Annotated in this window: 21 protein-coding genes; 10 read left to right on the top strand and 11 right to left on the bottom strand. The window is 47.6% G+C overall.

The annotated features are described in order from the left end of the window. The first annotated feature begins 1 nt into the window (after window position 1). Window positions 2–1978 (top strand): NADH-quinone oxidoreductase subunit L, encoded by a 1977-nt coding sequence (gene nuoL / locus RIG61_03510; protein MEQ9618224.1) that lies wholly within the window; start codon window positions 2–4, stop codon window positions 1976–1978. 254 nt (window positions 1979–2232) lie between these two features. Here the strand turns inward: nuoL and glnA are convergent, their stop codons facing one another. Both glnA and RIG61_03500 read right to left on the bottom strand, forming a co-directional pair. Further along, on the bottom strand, window positions 2233–3654 hold the full coding sequence (glnA, locus tag RIG61_03505; protein ID MEQ9618223.1) for a type I glutamate--ammonia ligase: 1422 nt from the start codon (window positions 3652–3654) through the stop codon (window positions 2233–2235). A gap of 95 nt (window positions 3655–3749) precedes the next feature. Beyond that, on the bottom strand, window positions 3750–4088 hold the full coding sequence (locus tag RIG61_03500) for a P-II family nitrogen regulator (protein ID MEQ9618222.1): 339 nt from the start codon (window positions 4086–4088) through the stop codon (window positions 3750–3752). Window positions 4089–4694: 606 nt separating this feature from the next. On the opposite strand from RIG61_03500, the gene RIG61_03495 reads away from it, so the two are divergent. The 3 genes from RIG61_03495 (at window position 4695) to RIG61_03485 (ending at window position 7988) form a co-directional block, all read left to right on the top strand. Further along, on the top strand, window positions 4695–6767 hold the full coding sequence (locus tag RIG61_03495; GenBank protein ID MEQ9618221.1) for a response regulator: 2073 nt from the start codon (window positions 4695–4697) through the stop codon (window positions 6765–6767). Between the two features lie 51 nt (window positions 6768–6818). Continuing rightward, window positions 6819–7391: a hypothetical protein gene (locus RIG61_03490; protein MEQ9618220.1), complete on the top strand. Its 573-nt coding sequence runs from the start codon at window positions 6819–6821 to the stop codon at window positions 7389–7391. Between the two features lie 225 nt (window positions 7392–7616). Next, window positions 7617–7988, top strand: coding sequence for a DUF2237 domain-containing protein (locus tag RIG61_03485; GenBank protein ID MEQ9618219.1), 372 nt, complete (start codon window positions 7617–7619; stop codon window positions 7986–7988). Between the two features lie 211 nt (window positions 7989–8199). Here RIG61_03485 and RIG61_03480 read toward each other — a convergent pair whose 3' ends face one another. Further along, a complete protein-coding gene (locus tag RIG61_03480) occupies window positions 8200–9399 on the bottom strand; it encodes a diadenylate cyclase (protein ID MEQ9618218.1) in 1200 nt (399 codons plus the stop codon). Window positions 9400–9537: 138 nt separating this feature from the next. Next, a complete protein-coding gene (locus RIG61_03475; protein MEQ9618217.1) occupies window positions 9538–10866 on the bottom strand; it encodes a glycerate kinase in 1329 nt (442 codons plus the stop codon). Window positions 10867–11087: 221 nt separating this feature from the next. Between RIG61_03475 and RIG61_03470 the strand changes: the two genes are divergently transcribed. After that, on the top strand, window positions 11088–11735 hold the full coding sequence (locus RIG61_03470; GenBank protein MEQ9618216.1) for a hypothetical protein: 648 nt from the start codon (window positions 11088–11090) through the stop codon (window positions 11733–11735). 87 nt (window positions 11736–11822) lie between these two features. Here RIG61_03470 and RIG61_03465 read toward each other — a convergent pair whose 3' ends face one another. The 6 genes from RIG61_03465 to def form a co-directional block, all read right to left on the bottom strand. Then, complete coding sequence (locus tag RIG61_03465) at window positions 11823–12365, bottom strand: NTPase (protein MEQ9618215.1); 543 nt, start codon at window positions 12363–12365, stop codon at window positions 11823–11825. 129 nt (window positions 12366–12494) lie between these two features. Next, window positions 12495–13637 carry a cysteine desulfurase family protein gene (locus RIG61_03460; protein ID MEQ9618214.1) on the bottom strand — a complete coding sequence of 381 codons (1143 nt, stop codon included), beginning with the start codon at window positions 13635–13637 and terminating at the stop codon, window positions 12495–12497. 167 nt (window positions 13638–13804) lie between these two features. After that, window positions 13805–14200, bottom strand: a complete 396-nt coding sequence (locus RIG61_03455) for a hypothetical protein (GenBank protein ID MEQ9618213.1) — start codon at window positions 14198–14200, stop codon at window positions 13805–13807. A gap of 26 nt (window positions 14201–14226) precedes the next feature. Continuing rightward, window positions 14227–15042 carry a cyclase family protein gene (locus tag RIG61_03450; protein MEQ9618212.1) on the bottom strand — a complete coding sequence of 272 codons (816 nt, stop codon included), beginning with the start codon at window positions 15040–15042 and terminating at the stop codon, window positions 14227–14229. After that, window positions 15032–15835 carry an acetolactate decarboxylase gene (budA, locus tag RIG61_03445; GenBank protein ID MEQ9618211.1) on the bottom strand — a complete coding sequence of 268 codons (804 nt, stop codon included), beginning with the start codon at window positions 15833–15835 and terminating at the stop codon, window positions 15032–15034. The genes RIG61_03450 and budA overlap by 11 nt, the downstream gene beginning before the upstream one ends. Next, window positions 15835–16377, bottom strand: a complete 543-nt coding sequence (def, locus tag RIG61_03440; GenBank protein ID MEQ9618210.1) for a peptide deformylase — start codon at window positions 16375–16377, stop codon at window positions 15835–15837. Before def ends, budA begins: the two co-directional genes overlap by 1 nt. A 133-nt stretch (window positions 16378–16510) precedes the next feature. Here def and RIG61_03435 point away from each other — a divergent pair, with 133 nt between their 5' ends. From RIG61_03435 to gcvP, 5 genes are all read left to right on the top strand, one after another. Then, on the top strand, window positions 16511–18007 hold the full coding sequence (locus RIG61_03435) for an acyl-CoA synthetase (GenBank protein MEQ9618209.1): 1497 nt from the start codon (window positions 16511–16513) through the stop codon (window positions 18005–18007). Window positions 18008–18106: 99 nt separating this feature from the next. Beyond that, window positions 18107–18769 carry a hypothetical protein gene (locus tag RIG61_03430; GenBank protein MEQ9618208.1) on the top strand — a complete coding sequence of 221 codons (663 nt, stop codon included), beginning with the start codon at window positions 18107–18109 and terminating at the stop codon, window positions 18767–18769. A gap of 187 nt (window positions 18770–18956) precedes the next feature. Next, on the top strand, window positions 18957–20045 hold the full coding sequence (gcvT, locus tag RIG61_03425; protein ID MEQ9618207.1) for a glycine cleavage system aminomethyltransferase GcvT: 1089 nt from the start codon (window positions 18957–18959) through the stop codon (window positions 20043–20045). Between the two features lie 16 nt (window positions 20046–20061). Continuing rightward, the gene (gene gcvH, locus RIG61_03420; GenBank protein ID MEQ9618206.1) at window positions 20062–20457 is read left to right on the top strand and encodes a glycine cleavage system protein GcvH; all 396 of its coding nucleotides are present in this window, start codon (window positions 20062–20064) and stop codon (window positions 20455–20457) included. Between the two features lie 116 nt (window positions 20458–20573). After that, window positions 20574–23477 (top strand): aminomethyl-transferring glycine dehydrogenase, encoded by a 2904-nt coding sequence (gene gcvP / locus RIG61_03415; protein MEQ9618205.1) that lies wholly within the window; start codon window positions 20574–20576, stop codon window positions 23475–23477. Window positions 23478–23518: 41 nt separating this feature from the next. Here gcvP and RIG61_03410 read toward each other — a convergent pair whose 3' ends face one another. Beyond that, entirely contained in the window at window positions 23519–24406 is an 888-nt protein-coding gene (locus RIG61_03410; GenBank protein MEQ9618204.1) for a prohibitin family protein, read from the bottom strand. Window positions 24407–24466: the final 60 nt, after the last annotated feature.

Below are 24466 nucleotides of genomic sequence, written 5' to 3'. Positions count from 1 at the left end.
TATGATCGTTTGGATAATTCTCATCCCGCTTTTAGGCGCCCTGATCAACGGGCTTGTTTTCGCGACCGGATTCTGGAAAAAGTTCCTCGGCGGCGACGGCCATACCGAGCATAAAGTAGTGAACATAGCGGGGTGCGGAGTCGTACTCGTATCCGCACTAATTTCATCCGTTTTATTCTTCAAACTCTTATCTATGGAGCCTTCCGAGAGGCAAATCGTTCAGACTCTGTTCGTGTGGATTCCTTCCGGCGAGTTTACGGTTAGTTTTGAATTATTGTTCGATACCCTGTCCTGCGTAATGGCGCTCATAATCACGTGGATAGGTTTTCTGATTCACGTGTACTCGATCGGCTACATGCACGGGGATAAAAGTTATGCAAAATATTTTGCGTATCTGAATATATTCATTTTCTTCATGCTCATCCTGGTTCTGGGAAACAGCTTTCCCCTTATGTTCGTCGGATGGGAAGGTGTAGGGCTTGCCTCTTATCTGCTTATAGGTTTCTGGTATGAAAATCCCGAGAACGCCAGTGCGGGAAGAAAGGCATTTGTCGTAAACAGGATAGGGGACTTCGGTTTTATTCTCGGGATATTTCTCATCTTTTTCGTTTTCGGCTCAGTGAATTATCAGGATGTGTTCGGCAAGGCTATGGATCCGGTTTTCATGAGCGCTATTCCCGCGTCTGTCATGACGGTTATTGCGCTTCTTCTTTTTGTAGGCGCCGTCGGAAAATCGGCCCAGATTCCTCTCTACGTCTGGCTTCCCGACGCCATGGCCGGTCCGACCCCCGTGAGCGCACTTATACATGCCGCTACGATGGTTACTGCGGGTGCTTATATGGTGGCCAGGTGTAATGTGATCTATTCCCAGTCTCCCACGGCGCAGATGATCGTCGTTTCCATAGCGGCGTTTACAGCGTTTTTCGCGGCTACAATCGCCCTTACTCAAAATGATATTAAGAAGGTTCTGGCGTATTCAACCATAAGCCAGCTCGGCTATATGTTCATGGGCATAGGCGTAGGCGCTTATGCAGCCGGTTTATTCCATCTGGTTACCCATGCTTTCTTTAAGGCTCTCCTGTTTTTGGGTTCGGGAAGCGTAATACATGCGCTGGGCGGTGAGCAGGATATAAGAAAAATGGGCGGTCTAAGGAAATTTATTCCTGTTACGGCTATAACGTTTCTTATCGGCACGCTCGCGATTGCCGGGGTTCCGTTTTTGTCGGGTTTTTTCAGTAAAGATGAAATACTGGGATCCGTTTACGAGAGGGGATATTCCATACAATGGTTATTCGCCCTTGTCACCGTAGTTCTCACGGCCCTCTACATGGTGAGACTGTACCTGCTTGCGTTTGAGGGGAAAATCAGGGTGCCGGACAAAATAAGGGACCATATACATGAGTCTCCTTCAACGATGTTAATACCCCTTCTCGTTCTTGCATTTCTATCCATAATCGGAGGCTACATCGGTGTGCCCGAGTTTATGGGGGAACTGTTGGGTTTCCATGACACCAATTTATTTGAAAGATTCGTCTCATCCTCAATTTTTATGGATTCAGCCGCCCAAGCCGGCCATCATTTGCTCGGCCACTGGGAGCTTGTGCTTTTTTCGATCGCAGCCGCTCTGCTCGGAATTATCATAGCCTATTATCTGTATTACGTAAGACCGTCGCTTCCGGATAAAATTGCCGAAAACAAAAATGTCGAACCCGTTTACAGCGGGTCTTTCAACAAGTGGTATATCGAGGAGCTTTACGACTATATATTTGTTCAGCCCTTCAGGTACCTGTCGGATGTGGCTTACAGGTTCGATCAGAAATATATTGACGGGTCGGTAAACGGTGTCGCGGAAATATTAAAAGAAATGGCTTTGACCTTACAAGCCGCCCAAACCGGCATTTTACGCGGCTATGCTACTCTTATGGCAATTGGGGCCGCCGCTATATTGATTTTCATTATAATCTGGCAGGGTTTTTAAAACCGGGGCTGAGAAAAAAGCACTCCTCTCATTAAACAAGACTGCAAATTCAAATCAATACTCATTATAATTTGTCCCCCCACATAAAATTTGAATCGATTGAGGGTTACAACAAAGCTTTGGCGGCTTTTTTGTTTGTCAAGTCTTGCGTGAGTGCCTTGTATTTGATTTTTGGAGGGTGATTATAAAAAAAGGCGGCTGTTCATGAACAGCCGCCTTTTTTTAATTTTTACAGGCCTTATGGTTAGCTTTTCCTACACGTCGAAATAAAGCATGAATTCATAAGGCACAGGTCTCAATTTTATTGGATTGACCTCGTTGTCTGTTTTATATTCTATCCAGGTTTCAATTACGTCCTCTGTGAAGACATCCCCTTTCAGAAGGAATTCATGGTCACTCTCGAGCGCTTCAAGAGCCGATTCGAGCGACCCCGGCACATTGGGAATTCCGGCCAGCTCCTCCGGGCCCAATGCGTAAATGTCTTTATCGAGAGGCTCTCCCGGATCGATTTTTTTCTCGATACCGTCGAGTCCCGCCATCAGCATCGCAGAGAACGCGAGATAACCGTTGCACGACGGATCCGGGAATCTGCATTCGAGCCTCTTTGCTTTCGGACTCGGGGAATACATTGGAATCCTTACGGCGGCGCTCCGGTTTCTTGCGGAATAGGCGAGGTTAACCGGGGCTTCAAATCCCGGGACGAGTCGTCTGTAAGAGTTAGTAATAGGGTTGGAGAAGGCGCATATCGCTCTTGCGTGCTTCAATATTCCGCCTATATAGTTCATAGCCAGATCGCTCATCCCCGCATAACCGTTTCCAGCGAAAAGAGGTTTGTCTTTTTTCCAGATAGACTGATGAACGTGCATGCCCGAGCCGTTGTCTTCAAAGAGGGGCTTGGGCATAAACGTAACGGTCCTTCCGTACCTTTTTGCAACGTTTCTGATTACGTACTTGTACCACATCATCTGATCGCCCATCTGTACTATAGGGGCGTATCTCATATCGATTTCAGCCTGTCCTGCCGTAGCGACTTCATGATGGTGTGCCTCTATCGATACACCCAGCTTCTCAAGCTCAAGCACCATTTCAGTACGCATATCCTGGAAAGAATCCGCCGGTGGTGTGGGGAAATATCCCTCCTTGTGCCTTGGTTTATACCCTAGGTTCGGGTTTTCATCCCTTCCGGAGTTCCAGATGCCTTCCATGGAATCTACGAAGTAGTAACCCGAGTTCGAAGTCTGGTCGTATCTGACGTCATCGAAAATAAAGAACTCGAGTTCCGGCCCGAAATATGCCGCATCGCCAATTCCAGTGCTCTTTAAATACGCAGCCGCTTTTTTTGCGATATTTCGCGGATCACGTGAATACGGCTCACGCGTAATCGGGTCGACTATATCACATATTATTGCCATAGTTGTATCGGCCATAAACGGATCAAGTCTTGCGGTTTCCGGATCAGGTATCACAAGCATGTCGCTTGCATGTATTGACTGCCAGCCCCTGATGCTCGATCCGTCAAATCCGAATCCCTCCTCGAACCTCTCTGCGTCAAGCATGTGTATGGGGAAGCTGAAATGCTGCCACATTCCGATGAAATCCAGAAATCTCAGATCAACGATCTTTACGTCGTGATCTTTAATCATTTTTAAAACGTCTGAGGGCTTCTTAGGACTCATATCCTGTGATCCTCCTTTGCTCTTGGTCTTTCTAGTTGTGGGCATGGTCTTACAGATCCTCCTTCTCAATTTAAATTAAAATAAAGTTCTCAACATTATAAGGCGTCTTCTCCTCTCTCTCCAGTTCTGATCCTGATTACTTCCTCCATAGGGAGTATGAATATCTTACCGTCACCGATCTTCCCGGTCTTGGCGCTCTCCATTATTGAATCGATTACTTTGCTGACTAGGTCGTCGGATACTATTATCTCAAGCTTGATTTTGGGCAGGAAGTCTATTACGTATTCTGCACCTCTGTAAAGCTCGGTATGTCCTTTCTGCCTTCCGAATCCTTTGACTTCAGTAACGGTCAGACCCTGAACCCCTATTTCTTTTAAGGATTCCTTTACATCGTCAAGTTTGAACGGCTTAATAATAGCTTCTACTTTTTTCATGGGATTTTCCTCCTTCCCACTTAATAGTTGCAAACAACATACCACTTATCAAAAAGCTTTTCAATCAATAATAATAGGGGTTTATCTGGAAGGTTCATGAAGAAAGTGCCCAAAAGTTAAGCAATGCATCCTAAAAATTGAACATTCGCCTGATTATTCACCGGTCCGTTTTTGTATTTATGACTGAATGATTAAATATAGTTTAAAAAATCCTCTGTTGATCCTATCATACTTTGGGGGGGTAGATGAATGTTTTCAAGAATTTTTTCTCCGTCCCAAATGCCCCGTTTCGGCTGAACGCCCTGTCCGTCCGGCATGTTGATTCAATAAGGCTTCATGCTGATTGTGCTTGAGCGTAAAGAGCTCACTCGGTGAGAGAGCGCTTTGGGTTTAGGTCTCAATATTGAAATTTTTTAATTATGAATTCTGTTTTTCTGTCCCGGGGACTGTGCACCGATTACCTTATTTTGACGTTTTTTGTCACTTCATACGCATGATTTAGGAGAACTATTTACATATTATTTGTAATGATATTGGGATATTACGACGAATGAGCAGCTCTCTGCAGGTGTGGCATGATATTTGCAAAAAACTAATTTGATGAGAATGCATCTGGCAAAGCTGCTTGTCAGGAAAGGTCTGATCAGCGTCGATCAGATGAGGGAAGCTATTGAAAGGCAAAGAGAGCTAAATTGCGGATTGTGCGAATCTTTAAGCGACCTGGGATTCATCTCCGAATCCGGTTTGGTCGAGTTTCTCGGCAAGCAATACGGGGTTCCGGTAATGGGTATAGATGATCGTGAAATAGACCGGGATATCATCCGCCTGATTCCAAACGATACCGCACGCGGTAAATATCTGATTCCCGTCGAACTCAGCGGTTCGAACCTTACGGTAGCCATGTCCGATCCTTCTAATATTTTACTGCTAGACGATCTGGGTTTCCTTACGGGCAAGAATATAAAACCTGTGGTTGCTTCCGAGCGCTCCATAAGGGTTAAACTTGCGGAATATTACAGCTCGGATGAAGCCGGCTCCGATTTGCCGGCTAAAGAAAACCCGGCGCAGTCGAGATCGGGACATTTATCAACTGTTTCATCGATGAGCGATGAAGATAGACGTCCGATAGACGAAATAATAAACGAGCTCGAGCAGTACAAGGATGATTATATCCCTCGAAATGATCTTGTCCTGGAGGAGGAAGGGTTGGCCGGACCGCTTATAGAAGACGGCTTTGCTTATCGGAAGGAGGATAAGCCTATTTCCGATGAAATGGCTCCCGGCGGCAACGATACCGAAACCGACGCTACCGGTAACGAATTTGACCTAGATTATTATAGGGAAGAAAAAACCGCTGCGGGCCTATCCGATTACGAATCCGGGTGGGAAATAGAGCAAACCGGATATTCGAGTAGTGACGAAGACAACGATTCGGAAAACGGCGCGCATGGTTCCGCTCCCCCCCTGAAGCCGGACTCAGAAATAGAAGGGCAGTCACCGGTTGCGGAGGAGGCTGCGGCTGATTTTGATGAACCCCTAGAAGACAAAGACGCCGAACGTCTCATCGGATTCGATCTCAAATCGGATAAGGGAGAGACCCCGCTTAAGAGTGATGAATATCACTCCGAGTTTATATCGGGAGAAGAAGAGAGGGACGGGGCGGATTTTGCCCTGTCTCCGGAGGAAGTTGTTTTAAGCTCGCACGCAGAAGAAGCGGACGATTTCACCTCCGTAGAAAAAGACAGGGAAGAAAATAAGCATATTACAAGTCATGCGGTATTTAATGCGTTTCAGGTTGAAGACGCTGCGGGTGAAGCGGATATATCCGTGTCTGCCGCAACCCTGGAGAAGGGGGAAGAAATTTCGGCTGAGGAGCGGAATATGCAAAACAGGGCGCACGATTTCAGATCTTCATTACATCGGCCGGGGACAAAAGCTGATTCTGGCTTCCGGGGGAGCGGGGATTCCGTTCATACGGAGGAGGAAACCGGCGGCGACACCGAATTTAACCCAGCCTCCCCGGAATCAGGAGTTGTACAAGAAACCGACGGTGTTTTCTTTACGGATGGGGAAGAAGAGCCAAAGACTGCAGGGTTGGATTATCTCAATCCAGGCAATACGGAAACAGAAAATAGGGGTCGGAAAGAAACGGACTTTTCTTCACATGGTGAGAACGATTCTCAAAAAGAAATCGACGCCGCTAAAATCGATTTCCGTCATAAAGGCCATAAACACAATGATGGATCGTTTGAGAAGGAGGAAACCGTGACAAATAGCAGCGAAAGAATTGACGGTGAAGCAATTGAAAAACAGTCGCGAGGCTCGGTTCTGATTGTGGATCATAGTCTCACGGTTCAGAAAATAGTTTCTATCGCGCTCAAAAGACAGGGTTATACAGTTTACACCGCAGGAGATGGAATGCAGGCCCTCTCCATGCTCAATGAAGTAATCCCAGATCTTATTTTTGTTGATGTTAATATGCCTCACATGGACGGCTACCAGCTTTGCAAGATAATAAAAAATCACGGTCTCACAAAAAATATCCCGGTCGTAATGCTGACTGGGAAGACCCGAATCCTGGATAAAATGAAATGGAAGAGAGCGGGGGCAATGGCCTGTATAGCCAAGCCTTTCGACTCCGGCTCCCTGGTTGAGACCGCCGTAAAGCATATCGGTTAGCTGCGCATGGAATCGGATAAATTATTATGTCAATACTACTGAGAAACGGACATGAATCGTAAATTTATGGTTGTTGGTCAAGGGAGTGGAGATAGCGGGTCTGCCGGCAAGGCCGGGCCCGTTTCCGAGCACAGGATTACGCGTGACAGAATTATTGAGAATAATCTTATTCTCCTACTATCTGAAACAGCGCAATCAATGGACGAAATAGACGGAGCTAGTGATAACCGGCCTGTCGGGGTTCTTAAAGCATTGTCCGATATCGTCAACAGGATGGCCGAGTTTTCAGAGGGTGTACTAAAAGCAGATCCCGAAGAAGGTTTTCTTGCCGAAGAGCTTGAGAGGGCTGCGGGCAGCTATACAAACATTAATTTACTGCATGTGGAGAATAACCGGATTTCACCGCAGACAGCCGTTAATCTGTACAAAGGCTGGACCGGAGACGGCAAAGAAAGAAATTCTATGTTCAGGCAAATATCCTTGGGCATTGTACATATAATAGAGTCTTACTTTGAGTTGATTTCCGATTCATTCGACACGACGTACATTGCTGACGAATGGAAGGACGCTTTTAGGGTTTGCTCGGGGGAGCTTCGCGAGCTTGTCAACAGGATTCCCTTTTGAATATGAACGTAAATACTTTGTCGTTAGGTCTTCTCGATATTAATACTGAATCGCATATTTGAGAGCCTGGCATAGAGTGGATTCTTGACCTGAAGTAGGGGTTAACATATCGTTTGACATAAAAATGATTTATTTCCTCACTGAGTTATAATTACTTTAAATCCGCCTCGTATTAAATCATCCAAAGGGGCCGCCGGATTGTAATTCATCATTTGGAGATAAATAATGCCGCAGGAAAAAAATGTATTCGGAGAGGAGCTCGAAACATGCTCCTTGTCGCCTATGACGGGGTTTTACCGGGACGGCTGCTGCCGAACCGGGCCCGAGGACCTAGGGATGCACGTTGTTTGCACCGAAGTGACAGAGGAATTTCTGGAATTTTCAAAATCACAGGGAAATGACCTGACCACTCCGAATCCCGATTATGATTTCCCGGGTCTGAAACCCGGCGACAGGTGGTGCGTTTGCGCGCTTAGGTGGAAAGAAGCCATGGGCAAAGGGTATGCGCCGCCTGTAGTTTTGGCCTCGACGCACGAGTCGGTGCTTGAAATAATATCACTCGAGGATTTAAAAAGATTCGCGCTGGACCTGGCTTGACGAATTTGCGGAAAGCGGAACGGAGCATCCATCTATAGACTGTTTTCCGGAAACGGGTTTTTCTCCTGCGAATTTTCAAGGTATGCAAGAGGTTCGCTCGGCGTTTAATATGCAAAAACAGCTTTAATTTTTAAGTGGTCTTGAGTAATAACTAATTAAGAGGCTCGAACTCAATAATTACAATTCCGGATGTGATTGATTCTGTCCGCTATTATTGATCTTTCTCGGCTCCTGTATTGTCAATTCGGACGAGCACCCTGCGGGGTTCTATATTTTCAAGCGAAATGTCCTTCGGAAACTTCAAGCTGGATTCTGATATATTTAAGGTTTTGATACCCTTTTTAGCCTCGGGTATTTTCAAAAACAGCTCAACTTCATTTTCGTTAAAGAAATAAAATGCCCTTCTCGGTCCCAGAAAAGTTACTTTGACTTTCTCGGGCTTGATGTCATCTACCTTCAGGTTCGAAGGCAGAGTTGTATATTTGACCGGAATGTTATACGTCCTGTAAACAAGTTTCGATTCATGCACGAAGACAAACCAGAGTGCGATTGCCATAAAAATCGCAATCGCTTTTTCTCTGTAATTTTTTGTAAAGAAACTAAACCATGGCCTTCTCTTCTTAATCGGACTTATCTCGCTGTAAAATTTTTCCAGGATCAGGTTTAGCTGCTCGGTCCCCACCTGTCTCAATTCACCGTTCCTGGCGACGGATATTGTCCCCTTTTCTTCAGACACCACTAGACATAATGCGTCGTTTTGCTCGGATAATCCCAGGGCCGCAGCATGCCGCGTCCCCTTGTTTACAAGCTGGGAAAAATTCTTGGAAAGAGGCAGGTGGCAGGAAAATTTGGTAACATCTCCATTCTCAATAATTATTGCCCCGTCATGTCCTATAGAATGAGGGTCGAGCAGGCTTTTCAAAAGAGGCTCGCTTAATTTTCCGTTCAGGCTCTTACCGCCTTCTATGTACGCCTCAATCGATGTTTTTCCGGGCAGTACTATTAGCACGCCGATTTTTTCCTTGGCCATGTCGGAAATCGTATTTACCAGTATTTCAATTTCCTCACGCGAAGACCCGCGCGATCTTTCAATGGCCAATTGCGGATTAAGGCTCCAGAGAGCTATCTGTTCAAGGAATTGCCTTATCTCCTCCTGGAATATTATGATAAGCGCTATCAGTATGACCGCGAAAAACGTCTGAAGCACAGAGGTTGTCAGAACAAGATTAAATTGCCGCGCGAGCAGGTAGGCAACGCTTATGATGATAATTCCTGTAAGAACGAACCTGGCTTTTGTTTTATTGAATAAAACGAGCACCGTGTATATGAGAAGAGACATAAAGGCGATGTCGAAGAGACCGGGTACACCTATTTCATTCAGTATTTCTTTTATGATTTGGACGGGATTCAATTAATTTAACCTTCAGGCTCGATTAGATAAATTATAGCAGAAGAGTTTATAAGGTTACAGTTATTTATTGGGGTTTATCAAAATTCTCTTATTATCAATAATGATGTTATCGCCCGTCCCGATTTGATTTTACGGAAATCAGGCGACCAAAACCAGCCTCAAGTCCATAACGTTGGTATTTGTGGGTCCGGTTATGAGAAGGTCGTTCAGGGGCTTGAAAAAGTAGTACGAATTATTTTCACAGAGGTGCTCATAAGCGTTTAGTTCCAGCTCCCGCGCTCTCCGGACCGTTGTACCGTCCGCAAGGGCGCCCGCGGCATCGGTCGGACCGTCATTTCCGTCGGTTCCCGCGCTCAATACCACGACGTCATCGATTCCGTCTATATCGATTGCCGCGGCCAGCACAAACTCCTGATTCCTGCCCCCTGCTCCCTTGCCCTCTATTGTCACCGTTGTTTCCCCGCCCGATACGATACATGCCGGTCTCTGAACGGGGTTGCCGGAAGAGATTATCTCCTTGGCTATGGCTGTATGCACTTTGGCGACCTCCTCGGTTTCACCGTGAATGAACGTCGAGAGCACAAGGCTGTTGTAGCCGAGCTCGATCGCCTTTTCCTTAGCCGCCTGAACAGCCAGAATATTGCTGCCGACAATCGCGTTATGAGTGCTGTGAAATATCGGGTCGTCCGGCTTCGGTGTTTCCTCCATCTCCCCGCGGCAGCCCCTTTCAATGTAATTGACCAGGCTTTCCGGGACCTTGCCCTCAAGCCTGTATTTTCCAAGTATTTGCCTGCAGTCATGAAAAGTATGTGTGTCGGGCACAGTTGGCCCTGAGGCGATCACATCAAGATCGTCCCCTATTACATCCGAAAGTATGAGCGAAATCATGGTTGACGGATGGGCAAGCCTCGCGAGACGGCCCCCCTTTACCTGTGAGACCTGTTTCCGGAGAGCGTTTATCTCGTGTATCGAAGCGCCGCACTCCAGAAGTGATTTGGTAAGGTGCTGTTTGTCTTCGAGGGTTAACCCCTCCGCCGGAAAGGGTAGCAGCGCCGACCCTCCGCCCGATATCAGACAGATTACCAGATCGTTTTTTCCTGTCTTCTCAAGGAGGTCTATGATTTCCCTCGTTCCCCTGATGCCCCCTTCGTCGGGTACGGGGTGCCCCGCTTCGTTAACCTTGATAGTTCCGAGGGGAACTGTGTGCCCGTATTTTACGTTTACGACCCCCGCCGTTAATCTGTCTCCCAGAATATCCTCCACGGCCTTTGCCATCGAAGCAGCGGCTTTTCCCATTCCCACCACGTAAACGTTCTCGAACGCCGGGAGGTCGTATTCTCGGCCCTGAAGGATTAATGTTTCGTCCTCACGTCTCAGATGTGCCTTCACGGCGTTAACCGGATCAACCGCTTTCAGGCCCGCGTGAAATATCGATACCGCATCGTCTCTGAGCTTGTTCAGGTTCATAGCCTCAAATTATAACGAGCGCCCCCGTTTGTAACAAGCCCGCGGGCGCGATACAGCATAGAATGTATATAGTAGCCTGAAAGCACGGGCTTTCAGCTCGTGTGCTTTAACATGCGTGGAAATTATCGACAGAGAGCCTGCTCCGCGGGGAGATCAGGGCTGATTTCATCATTTTTATAAACGCTGGTACATTTTCAGTAAAATTGAAAACGGAACTTGGGATGAAGAGACTGGTTTTAATATACGTTTTAATGCCCGTGATCGCTCTTACGGTATTCAATATCCCTTCTTTCGGGGATGAGAAACCGGAGGGCGTCCAGGAGATGACCTGCCCGGAAAGCTGCGAATCGGCTCGAAAGAACTGCGAGCTTTCCTGCACTCAGATTGTGGGGGGCGGGGCCAAGAGCGAGAAACGGAGGGAATGCATTTACGCGTGCGGAGACGAACTTGAAGATTGCAGGATCAGATGCGCTGACCCGACTCCCCGCCCTACTGTCGAACCCGAGGCTTATCATGACAAGACATGCAGGGACGCCTGCGTATACAGGAATAAGGACTGCAACGAGAATTGCACCAAATACGTCGGAGGCGGCGCCAAGAGCGCAAAGCGTAATGCGTGTGTAGAAGAGTGCGGTGAAAAGCTTGATCAATGCGAAGACCGCTGCGTTAATCCCGCGCCGCGTCCTCGGATAGATCGCGGACTCCATAAAAATAATTCCTGCGCCTCGGCATGCGCAAATAACCGCATCGATTGCGAGGAGTCTTGCAGTATTTACACCGATGGAGGCGCTGAAGGCGGGAAAAGGGAGGAGTGCATAATGAGCTGCAATAATATTGAAAATGATTGTATTGAGACCTGCAACGACTGACCGGTTGCGGAGAAGTGAATGTTTACCTGAGCGCCGCCAGTTGTTTCATCTGAAGCAATAATCTGATCCCCCCGAATCTCCGTAAGCTTATTTATCGAATTGAGGAAGGCTCTCCAGGAATCCCAGGATTTCATCCTCAAGCCCGCCCCTGTTTTCCAGATTCATTTTAAACAGTTTCACGTCCTCCCTTGCCTTAATCTTTCCCTTTATGCCTCCGTCCGTGTGGGCTATTGTGGCGATTACTATCTTATTTGAATCCAGGATTTCCGATACTGTCCTGACAAATTTATTTGAAAGGCATTCCATCTTTCCTATTTCGTCTATTATGACGATTCCGGCTTTACTTTCGCTCAGGTTTAATAAATCGAGAAAAGAATCGAGACTGTTAATATCGACTTTGTATTTGCCGACCTGATAGGGTCTCTCTATCAATACGTGTGCGAGTATGGATTTTATCCCGTTCAGGCCTATGAGCTGAAACCCCTTTCTCTCTCCTTCATGCCTTATCTCCTCGGTATAGAATCCCTCAGGATTATATTTCTCAAGCCTGTATCGGAGCTGCTTTACAAGAGTTGTTTTACCAATGCCCGGAAGACCTGTAATCAGTATATTCTTTTGATTCCTTTCCATATTGCGTTGTCTTTATCAGGCGTTTTTTTTGAACGGTGTCATCGAGGAATTACTTTGAATGAGTCAGAATGATTTGGAATTGTCTAAAGGCGGTCGTATGTGAGACTGAAAAGATCGGATTCTATCAGTTTAGCCGCTCAGCTTATCGCACAGATCCCTGATTATCCGTACCGAGCTGTCAACTTCCTCAAACGTATTCTCCACGGAAAAACTGAAACGAATACTCGAATAGGCCTCTTCTTCGGATAAGCCCATAGCGCAGAGGACATACGAGGGTGAAATCTCGAAATTGGTGCACGCAGAACTTTGCGAGCATCTCACACCGGCCCGGTCAAGTTCCATTACTAATCTTCTCCCGTCAATCCCTCCGAAAAATATATTTGTCGTGTTGCACACTCTTTTCTTTATATCCCCGTTAACTCTGGTACCGGGGATGAAATCGAGAATCATCGCCTCGAACCTGTCTCTCAGCTCCTTCATCCCGGTGATGATTTCTTTGAGGTTGTTTTTTCTTATCTCCGCTGCCTTGCCGAGTCCCGCTATTCCGGGCAGGTTTTCAGTGCCGGGACGGAAGCCTTCTTCCTGGAATCCGCCGAACAGTATGGGCGCGAGCATAAACCTGTCTCTGCTGTATATCACTGCCGCACCCTGGGGTCCGTGAATTTTGTGCCCGGTGACGGACAGAAAATCTATCGGCAGCTCATCCACCTTCATCTCGATTTTTCCGAGGGCCTGCGCCGCGTCTGTATGAAGCGGCACGCCCCTGCGGCGGCAGATTTCCCCAATTTCAACGATAGGCTGCATGACCCCGGTTTCATTATTAACCCACTGCACCGACACCAAAGTGGTGTTGTCATTGATGTTTTTTTCCAGTTCCTTAAGGTCAATGAGCCCTTCCCGGTCAACTCCAATAAGCTTTATTTCGACGCCATTGATGCAGAGGTAGCTGCACATTTTCCTGATCGATGAGTGTTCAACCGTGGTTGTGATAATACGGCATTTCCTCCCCTTGTCTCTGGCGCGGGAGTAAAACGCCATGTTGTTGGATTCGGTGCCTGAGCTTGTAAACGTGATTCTGGAAGGTGATACGCCCAATAGGGCTGCTACCTGGTTTCTTGCTACAGACAGGTGTTTCCGTGCCCTTTCACCTGTGGAATGGGCGCTTGAAGGGTTTCCGAATCCATCGCCCATTAGCCTCATCACTACTTCCCTTACCTCGGGAAGCGGTTTCGTGGTCGCGTTGTTGTCAAGATAAATTTCGTTTTTTTCCATTACCGGACCCTGATACCTGAATATTATAACATTATTTCAAGCGCTTATTTCACAATCCCTATACCGGGTCACTTTGTGAAATTTTGAGCCATTTTAATATCTATCGCGCGGTTTGAAGAAGTTTTCAGGATTCTGAGAGGGCCGATGAGGTTCGATAAGAAAAACATTCAGTTTGTCGTTCTCTGATCGTACTCTTCAGGAGTCATTATTGTGATACAGGGCCTGTGATCGGTTTTCTCGACCGGACCCAGATAAGACAGCAGCTGAACGTTCTCGATTTCTCCCTTTTTAGTAAGTGGAACGGGAAAATATATTAAATTCGATCTGTTTGTCTGGCGGTGGACTCTTATATAATACAAAAGCTTGTCCATTGTGTTTCTGAGTCTCGTGTTCTCGTCCTCCCCCTTCTTCATCCCTTCCTGGTCAGGGGTTATCCAGCTGTCCCAGACAGTCGATGTTATATAAACCGGAATCAAAACCCCCGCCTCTTTTGCCACTTCTGATACATCCCTCAGTTTTCCCTCATCGACAGCCTGTTTTCTAGTCTGCTTTGGATTGCTCATCTGCTTTTCTCTCCCGGTAAATTATTTTACGGCACGAGGGCTATAATGCGAAGCGGGCCGCCGCTGCCTCCCTTGATTTTCATCGGAAGGGCGATCACATACGCGCCTGTTGCCGGCAATTTATCCAAATTCGCAACATTCTCAAACGCGGGAATATTTTCTTCAAACAATATTTGATGGCTCTCGAACAATTCCGATTGACCGTAGTCTATGCTGGGGGTATCGAGTCCGATCGCGTTTATTTTTCTGTTGCGAACAAGCCATTTAGCCGCTTCGGGATCGAGACCCGGAAAGTGAAGCTCCTTGACGGCCTCCCGGCCTTTTTTATCCGTCCCCATATATTTGACTCTGTCCGGCCAGTATCGCGCATAACCCGTATTGAGCAGCACGATCGAGTTCTCCGGAATTCTGCCATTTTCCTTTTCCCACGCGGTAAAGTCGGCCGCGCTTACCTGATAGTCCGGGTCTGAAAGGGCTTTCCCGGAAATGTCTATGACCACTGCCGTGCCGGTAACTTTCTCAATCGGGATCTCGTCTACAGTTTGTCTGCCCTCGGCAAAATGAATCGGAGCGTCTATGTGCGTGCCTCCGTGCTCCTCGCCCTCGTATTTATTGGCGGTGTAAAAGTAGCCTTTTTCGGTATGCCCCTCGTATACCTTCTCTAACTTGAACCCCTCTCCGGTGGGCCAGTAAACGGTTTCAGTGGAGAAGTCGTGGGTAAGGTCGATCCATTTGCCCTCGGGGAACTTGGCTGTTTCACTCTCGGCGTACACTCTATCCCCAACACCGAATATCAGTGCCAGTACCGTAATAATTACATAGGCCGTTATATTACTCTTCACTTTTTTCTCCGGCATCCGCATTTTCTAATTTACTTTTCCCCGTTTTGCTCAGTTCTGCTCTGTAGAAGTCGCCTGTATCCGGCAGCGATATTCGAATATCGCTTATTTGATCGATTTCAACACTTACATTATTTAGTTTACAGTCGAGCACGTGCCCGCCTGAGTCTTTACCCTCCGAAATAAAATGAAAGTGAAAGCCGGTAGCGTTTATGCTACCAAGATACTCCGGAAGTCGAAAGCCCACCATAGTTCCGTTTATTCCGTTAAATTCGAATATCGATTCCCGTTTTACTACTTCCGCAAGCGGAGGGTAGGGCCTTTTCTGTCTGGGCACGCTCCGAGCCTTCAGGGAATCAAAGCTTCCCTCTACCTTTATCGCATAGAATATATTCTTTGTCGGGAACAGCTTTTCCAGGTAGCCCTCGAGCTCTTTGCACTCGAGCGGTTCGCTCAGAGTCAGGGTTTGGTCAGTTTCAAAGAACGTGACTGCGGCAAAGGGTGTGAGGGCCGAGTCCGGCACAGTGCTGACTTCGCCGTCGGAATTCACCTGATAGAAAATCCCGTCGAGACCGACCATCTCACCATCCAGATCGTTAAAGGTCCCTAGCCCGAAGTCCCCGTGTTTTTTTAGCTCTCCGAAGGTTAAAATTCCGTTGTAATCCCCCTGCATGAGCGCTCCTATTGTAGAGGTCTGGAAAATGTAGTCCTTGCCCTCTTGGGCCTCGGAATATAGTATAGCAATCAGGCTAAGTACCGCCGCCAGCGCATATTGATGATTGTTTATTTTTAACATCAATCCTTCCCGTCCTCAGCGGAGATGATTTTCCTGTATTCCTTCTCCGTAATCAGGTCCTTATTTGATTCTAGTCGGTCCGGGAAAAGAATCCCGTTTATATGATCGTACTCGTGCTGAAATATTCTGGCTATAAAACCGGTAAACTCCCTCTCTTCGGTGCTGCCGTTCCTTAAAAAGTATCTGGCGTGTATTGATTTATGGCGAGGCACCATCCCCCTTATCCCCGGGATACTTAGACATCCCTCCCAGTCCTTTACTAATTCCTCCGAGGTGGAAATGATTTCCGGATTGATTATGGCCACGGGTTTCATTTCGGGCGCGTTCGGATACCGTACGCTCGGGTGTGACGAGATTATAAAAATGCGTTTTGATTCATTGACCTGCGGCGCGGCTATCCCGACCCCATTCGCGTGAAGTCCCGTTTCGATCAGATCGTCAATGAAATTCTGTATGGAGTCGTCATGTATGTTCTCAACTCCGGAAGCTTTCTCCCTGAGTACGGGATCGCCTAACTCCGTTATTTCCAAAATGTTCCCCATGTGCGTCTATCTCTTTTAATCACATAAGCTGTTTAAAAAAATAATTTTACCAAATAATGGTATCAAATTATAATTCATGTGTCTCGACAGAGGGGACTTTGCTGATAATAAGAGAAATCCTTTCAATACTAATATGTCCGGATTAACGATATTAAAGAATCTTTCCCGCTATAAACAGACAGCGATTATAGATAGCGAAGGGGAGTATTCATACCCCGACCTGCTGGATGCTTCACATCGTGTGGCGTCATATCTACTTAAGGACAGGGAGGATTTAGACGAGGCCGGGGTTTCGTTTTTTGTCCCCCCGGGATTTGAATATGTCGCCGTGATGCTCGGCATATGGCGCGCCGGAGGGATAGCCGTGCCGCTCTCCGTGTCTCATCCGGACCCGGAGCTCGAATACGTCGTCAAGGACAGCGGCGCCGAGCTTTTGCTCGCCGCTCCGCAATTCAACGACAGGCTTGGAAAACTTGCCGAAAAAACGGGGACGGATTTTTCAACTGTCGAAGAGGCCGTGCAGTGCAAAAAAATTTCATTGCCGCTCGTGAGTGAAGACCGAAGGGCGATGATTATCTATACGAGTGGAACTACGAGCACACCCAAAGGAGTTGTAAGCACACATGCCAGCATAAGAGCGCAGATTGCTTCGCTGGTCAAGGCGTGGGAGTGGACTTCGGGCGATTTTATTCTCAATGTCCTTCCCCTTCACCACCTTCACGGAATAATAAACGCGCTGTTTTGCGCTCTGTGGTCGGGCGCCTCGTGCGAATTGATGCCCGGATTCGATGCCGGAAGGGTATGGGGGAAATTTACGGACGGAAGCTACACGCTTTTTATGGCCGTGCCGACCATATATTCGCGGCTTATCCGCGTGTGGCAAAATGCTCCTCCTGAGAAAAGGGAGGAAATGAGCGGTGCCTGCGGACGTATGCGTTTAATGGTTTCGGGCTCGGCCGCTTTACCTGTAAGCACTCTCGAAAAATGGAAGGAGATAAGCGGTCACGTGCTGCTTGAAAGATACGGCATGACCGAAACTGGAATGGCGCTTTCCAATCCTCTCCACGGCGAGAGAATGCCGGGTCATGTATGCAAGCCTCTGCCAGGAGTGGAAGTAAAACTCATAGATGAGAATGAAACCGTCATTCGTGGTGCGGGCGAGGGCGAGATTATAATTAAAGGACCGAATGTTTTTTTTGAGTACTGGCGGAAGCCCGATGCCACCAAAGAGGCGTTTATCAATGGAGAATGGTTCAGGACGGGCGATATCGCACGGCGGAACAAAGACGGTGTTTACAGGATTATGGGAAGAAGCTCGGTCGATATTATTAAGAGCGGGGGGTACAAGGTTTCAGCGCTCGAGGTGGAGGAAGTTCTGAGAGAGCACCCCCAAATTGAGGAATGCGCCGTTGTCGGAGTGGAGGACGAGGAGTGGGGTGAGAGGGTCTGCGCCGCGCTTGTGCTTGGAGGAAAGAAAAAAATCAATCTTGCTTCCTTAAGGAAATGGTCAAAAGAGAGGATGGCTTCTTATAAGGTCCCGTCAGCAATACTGTTTGTGGATGAGCTGCCCCATAACCAGATGGGCAAGGTGGTAAAGCCCGAAGTAGCCGCCTTGTTCAATTCCCAATGAGCTTTTCTTTACGGCGAAATAAACCCGGATTATATAACTTGATGTTCAAATCCCGTTAATGGAGTTATATTATATAGAGGATGTATATGGGGTTATATCATGAATATTAAATTTATCTTCACTTCCGTTTTGATGCTGTTTGTGTTTTCATCCTGGGCAGAGGGTCAGGAATCGGGCCAAGATAGAGTCAGGCTCGGACAAAGCTCGGGTCAGTCAAAACAATATAAATCTCAGAAGACTTCCAACAATAAGCATTCCGCACACACGAATAATAACGTTAACCATTTCGATGCGCATAAGTCCTTCCATAATAATTACTACAGACATCATCCCGGAACGAGCTATAACAAAAACAATAAAGGACACTCACACAAATATTACGGCAAGGGAAACAATTACAAACACGGGAAACACTATAAAAAATACTATCCTAATTATTACGGTTATTTCCCCTCTCAGGATTACTACGTCTACTATGATCCGCTTTATCCCTACGGGTACGGAACCACTTTAGGGACGGTGATTGAGAGACCGAGTAATGTAGAGGTTAATCAATATAATAATTCCCCGAACCGGGAGAGTTATGAGCAGTATTACCAATACGATGATGAGCCGCCTCCGGGATACTACACACTTCCCCCCGGCGAAGAACAGGTCATATATATATGGGTTGATGAAAACGGCGTTGAGAATTACGTAAACGATCTTGACCTGGTCCCGCTCCAATACCGGGACGACGTCCGGATCGTAGGAGAAGAGTAAAGAAGCGGTCCCCTGAAGTCCCGCCCCTTTAGCCCTGTTATTCCCTTAAGAACTTATCGATTTTATTAATTAAAATCGCCTTGTCCCGCAGGCGGCATAAAGCCCGGCGTCATTTGACCCGGCTTTTAAATAATTGCTATCCGCCTTATTGACAATCCCACATTGAGTTGTTAAACAATTAGGGTACATGAAGAGGACGGCGCTGTATGAAATTCATAAGAAGCTGGGTGCGCGGATCGTCGAGTTTGCAGGATGGGAGATGCCCGTCCAGTACGAAGGCGTTAGAGAGGAGCATTTCGCTGTAAGGGCTGCGGCAGGTCTTTTCGACGTAAGCCATATGGGAGAAATCGAGGTAAGCGGAAAAGACGCATCCGTTTTTTGTCAATGGATAAGCACTAACGACGTCCTCAGCGTGGATATTTTCCAGGCCCAGTACACTATCCTGTGCAACCACGGCGGCGGAGTCGTCGATGACGTAATTTTATATAAACTCTCGGATGAAAAATTTCTTTTTTGCGTAAACGCTTCGAATACGGCGAAAGACCTCGAATGGATAGTGAACGCAAAGGGTGATTATAATGTTGAGGTTGCGGACAGAAGCGGTGAGTTCTCACAGATTGCTCTGCAGGGGCCTCATTCCGAGCGTATTTTATCGGAAACCCTGGGCGAGGATTTCAGTAAATTAAAAAAATTCCGTTTCATCGAGATCGAATGGAAAGGGGCCGGGTTGCTGGTAGCGAGAACGGGCTATACCGGAGAAGACGGGTTTGAGATATTTCTGCCCTGGGAGCGTGGAGCGGAGCTTTGGAACAGCATAATGGATACGGGGAAGCCTTACGGAATAAAACCCTGCGGTTTGGGTGCCCGCGATACGTTGAGGATCGAAATGGGATATTCTCTTTACGGACATGAAATTGACGAGGATATAAGTCCTCTCGAAGCCGGGCTCGGCAGGTACGTAAAGATGGATAACGGAGATTTTCTCGGTAAAGTTGCGTTGGCAAAGGCGCTTCAAGACGGCCTTAAAAATCAAATCGTCGGATTTGAGATGATCGGCCGCGGCGTCCCGAGACAGGGATATGGTATATTCAAAAACGGCGATTCTCTAGGCAATGTTACGAGCGGGACATTTTCTCCCAGCCTTGAAAAGCCGATCGGTTTGGGTTACTTAAAAAGCGAAGTAGGTATTAATGACAATATTCAGGTAGAAATTAGAAATAAAATGAGGGAGGCGGAGACGGTTAATATTCCGTTTTACAGAAAGAATATTAATTAGAGAAGGAGATCAAGCTATGGTGCAAATACCGGATGAGCTGAAATATACGACAGATCATGAATGGGCCAGGGAAGAGGACGAATTCCTGGTGATAGGAATTACCGACTTCGCGCAAGACGCTCTGGGTGAAATAGTGTATATAGAACTTCCCAGTGAAGGGGATGAGATAACGAAAGGGGATCCGTTCGGGGCTGTCGAATCCACCAAGGCCGTGTCCGATCTTTACGCGCCTGTAAGCGGCGACGTGGTTGAGGTAAATGAGGTTCTGCTGGATTCCCCGGAGACCCTGAATGAGGACCCTTACGGTGAAGGGTGGATGATAAAGGTCAAGCCTTACGATCCGGAAGAGCTTGACGACTTGATGAATGTTGAGGATTACACGGAATATGTTGAGAAAGAAGTTGACGAGTAGACCTCGGTATAGATTTGCATCTGGTTTAAATTTGATTAACGCAGCTCGAATCTATTAAACCGGCATAAATATCCTTCTGTTAATAATTTTACAATCTCTGTGAGTTCGGCAATTTAATGAAATCTGCCCAGAACAGTTACGAAACATTTGCCAGCAGGCATATAGGCCCGGATGAAACCGAGCTCAACGCCATGCTTGAGGTAGTTGGCGCTTCCTCTCTCGATAAGCTTATCGATGAGATTGTTCCTTCTTCAATAAAGCTAAAGAACCCTCTGGACTTGCCCGAAGGAGTAAATGAATATCAACTTCTTGAGCAATTAAAGGACACAGCGAAAAAAAATCGTATATTCAAATCCTGTATCGGGCTTGGTTATTACGATTGTATCACTCCGGGAGTTATTCAGCGCAATATAATGGAGAACCCGGGCTGGTATACACAATACACCCCGTATCAGGCGGAGATCTCGCAGGGCCGCCTCGAAGCCCTTATCAACTTTCAGACAATGGTTATGGATTTAACCAAGATGGATGTCGCAAATGCTTCGCTCCTCGATGAAGGCACCGCCGCTGCAGAGGCGATGACCATGCTGCACAGGGTCGCGGATAAAAAGCCGGGGCGTGACAGACGGGACGTTTTTTTTGTCTCCGAAAAATGCTTTCCCCAGACCATCGACATTCTTAAGACGCGTGCGGAGCCTCTCGGGATCGAGCTTGCGATCGGAGATCATAATCAATTTGAATTCGGTGAAAATGTATTCGGCGTGCTTCTTCAGTACCCGGATTCGGACGGAGGTGTTTTTGACTACTCGGGTTTCGTCGAAAATGCGCATGAAAACGGAATAATGGTGGCTGTGGCGGCCGATTTGCTGAGTCTCACTCTGCTCAGGGCGCCGGGTGAGTTCGGTGCCGATGTCGTTCTGGGCTCAACACAGAGGTTTGGAGTTCCGCTCGGTTACGGCGGACCTCACGCCGCGTATTTCGCCACCCACGAAAAATTTACCCGCCAGGTTCCCGGCAGGATCATAGGCGTCTCTATCGATTCTCAGGGTAATCCCGCCTACAGGATGGCTCTTCAAACCCGGGAGCAGCATATAAGGCGGGAAAAGGCAACTTCCAATATCTGCACGGCACAGGCATTACTCGCAATTATGGCCGGTATGTACGCCGTTTATCACGGTCCTGAAGGCCTGAAGGCGATAGCAAAAAGGATTCATACCCTTGCCCGGCTCCTCGAAAGTGAGCTTTTGAAATTGGGTTTTCTTCAGAAGAATGAGTATTTTTTCGACACCCTGAAAATCGACCTCGGTAATGATTCAGGCAGCCTTATCGAAAAATTAAGAACCGTTTCTGAAGACTCCGGAATAAACTTCAGATATATCGATGATCTACATATCGGCATCTCGCTTGACGAAACGACGGAGCTTCACGATACGGAAAGAATAATCGATGTCTTCAGATCCCTGGGCGAGTCCGGTAAGAAGGCTCGTAACACTACCCCCGACATGAGCGAAGTTAAGATTAACTATCCGCCGGAGCTGGCTAGAAAAAGCCCTTTCCTCACACATCCGGTTTTTAACAGCCACCGTTCCGAGACAAATATGCTGAGGTACATAAAACGGCTTGAGCACAAAGACCTGTCTCTTACGTCATCCATGATTCCGCTCGGCTCATGCACCATGAAGCTTAACGCGACTGCCGAGATGGTGCCTGTGACGTGGCCCGAATTCTCCAGGATGCATCCGTTTGTTCCGAAGGAGCAGGCCCGTGGATATATTGAAATTTTTGAAGAGCTTGAGGGTTATCTTTCACGAATTACGGGACTCCACTCCGTATCGCTCCAGCCCAATTCAGGCGCCCAGGGAGAATACGCAGGTCTCCTGGTTATAAGGGCTTATTACAACGGCAGAGGCGAAGGGCACAGAAATGTGGCCTTGATTCCCTCCTCCGCTCACGGAACGAACCCGGCGAGCGCTTCTATGGCGGGCATGAAGGTGGTTGTCGTAAAGTGTGACGCCGAGGGGAATATAGATGTCGAAGATTTAAAGAAAAAAGCGGAGGAGCACAGGGACACACTTGCTGTGTTAATGGTTACCTATCCCTCTACGCACGGGGTATTTGAGGCGGGTATTAAAGAAATATGCTCGATTGTCCACGAGTACGGCGGTCAAATCTACATGGACGGAGCGAATATGAACGCCCAGGTCGGAATTACGAGCCCGTCCGTGATAGGCGCTGACGTCTGTCACCTCAATCTGCACAAGACTTTCAGCATACCCCACGGGGGAGGCGGTCCGGGAATGGGGCCTATCTGTGCGGCGGAGCACCTGGCGCCTTTCCTTCCGGGCCATCCTCTCCTGAAGACGGGCGGTGATAAAGCGATTCATGCCGTATCATCCACTCCCTGGGGGAGCGCAAGCATACTGCTGGTTTCTTATGCCTATATTAAAATGCTCGGCAGGGAAGGGGTTACGGACTCGACAAAGTACGCCATTCTAAACGCGAATTATTTAAAGTCGAGACTTGAAAAGTACTATGATGTGCTTTTTACCGGTAGCGGAGGAAGAGTCGCGCATGAATTCATTCTGGATTTGAGACGTTTTAAGCGGGACGCTGGTGTGGAGGTGGAGGATATCGCGAAGAGACTAATGGATTACGGTTTTCATGCTCCTACAATATCCTGGCCCGTTGCGGGGACGATGATGGTAGAGCCCACGGAAAGTGAAGATAAGGACGAGCTCGACAGGTTCTGTGACGCTTTAGTCTCCATAAGAGAAGAGATTCAGGAGATTTCCGAAGGCCGTGCCGACGCCGGGGACAACGTGCTCGGGAACGCCCCTCATACGGCTTCCATGGCCACGAGTGATGAATGGAGTCACCCGTATCCGAGGAAGAAAGCCGTATTCCCCCTTCCATATGTCGAGGAGAATAAATTCTGGCCCCCCGTCGGGCGTATAAACAACCCCTACGGGGACCGAAACCTGGTCTGCTCCTGCCCGGACCCTGAATCCTACGAGGATTAGGAGATTCTTTCGCTTGTTAGTCTAAGCGGGTAGCTTTGTTTTTACTGATTGTCCTTCAGTACCGAATCGACATTAATAAAGGGAACTGTTTCCCCTCCGGTGAATTTCGGCAGCGTGCCGTCCCATTTCTCCGATATTCTGAGCTGTATCAGTTCCGGGTTGCTCTTAAGCGCTTTTGCTTCTCTTGCGATTGCATCCGCTTTTGCCTTTGATCTGGCTTCAATGTTATAAGCCGCCGCATCGGCTGCCAGCTTTTGTTCCTGGTAAGAAGCTTCAGCCTGAGTTACGCGTCTCGTTTTTTCATTTATAGCCTGAAGCGCTTCCTGCTCGGCTTTTACCTTGAGTTCGATAGCTTTATTGAATTCGTCGGAAAATTCAAAATCTGTTATCGCGACGTTCGCTATTTTAAGCGCCGTGGGAACGTCCTTGTCTTTCAGGGTCACGGTAATGAAGTTGTCGATTGCTTCCTGAATCTGGAGTTTAACCTCGGCCCTTTTCGTGACGAGCTGCTCGGCGGTGTACTGGGCCGTAATGGCCTTAACCGATTCCTGTATGGCCGGTTCGATCACGGTTGCGGCAACCACATCGCGCGTTCCGATTTTCTGATATGTCTTCGGAGCTACCGGGCCCATTAGGGAATACTGAACCGTAACCTGCGTCTCTACTGTCTGAAGGTCCTTGGAGGCGGCCGTCGATTTTGATTGTGCTTTAGTAAGCCTGATGTCTATAGACTCGACTTTATCGATGAAAGGTTTTTTGAAGTGAAAGCCTTCGGGAAGCGGGTTAGGCTGAACCGCCCCAAGAGTCCTTACGACTCCCACGTGACCGCTGTCCACTATTACGAATGCGCTGGTAGCGAGAATAATTATAACTATAATCGCTATCGGATAAATAAAACTCAGATTCTCCAGTCTTGATTTTAAAGCCATTGCAAAACCTCCGTATCCGTCTATTTAACCATTATTATAAATATAGCCGGGCTTATTTGA

The sequence above is a fragment of the Deltaproteobacteria bacterium genome (assembly GCA_040223695.1).
Taxonomy (GTDB): domain Bacteria; phylum Desulfobacterota_D; class UBA1144; order Nemesobacterales; family UBA2774; genus JAVKFU01.
This window is presented reverse-complemented; position numbering and strand designations above follow the sequence as displayed.